General features: G+C 32.1%; 1 pseudogene. It reads right to left on the reverse strand.

Annotated features, from left to right (window positions below):
• Positions 1-212: pseudogene (locus V6255_RS18890) on the reverse strand (DnaA regulatory inactivator Hda); the annotation flags it as partial.

The raw sequence follows: 212 nt of genomic DNA on the forward strand, positions 1-212 counted from the left end.
TAAATTACTAAATTAGCACCAGGGACTCGGTTATCTTTATTATATAACCAACGATTATAAAAATAAAAAAGAGCTTTTTCCCATTTTTTATCACCCGCAAGTGCATCGACATTATCAATACAAACAAGCGTAATATTTTCCATGTTATCGAAATTATCTAAGGTCATACTGCGGTAATCTTGCAAAGGAATATAAGCAACGGTTTCACCTAT

Source organism: Psychromonas arctica (assembly GCF_038155225.1).
In the GTDB taxonomy this organism is placed as follows: domain Bacteria; phylum Pseudomonadota; class Gammaproteobacteria; order Enterobacterales; family Psychromonadaceae; genus Psychromonas; species Psychromonas arctica_B.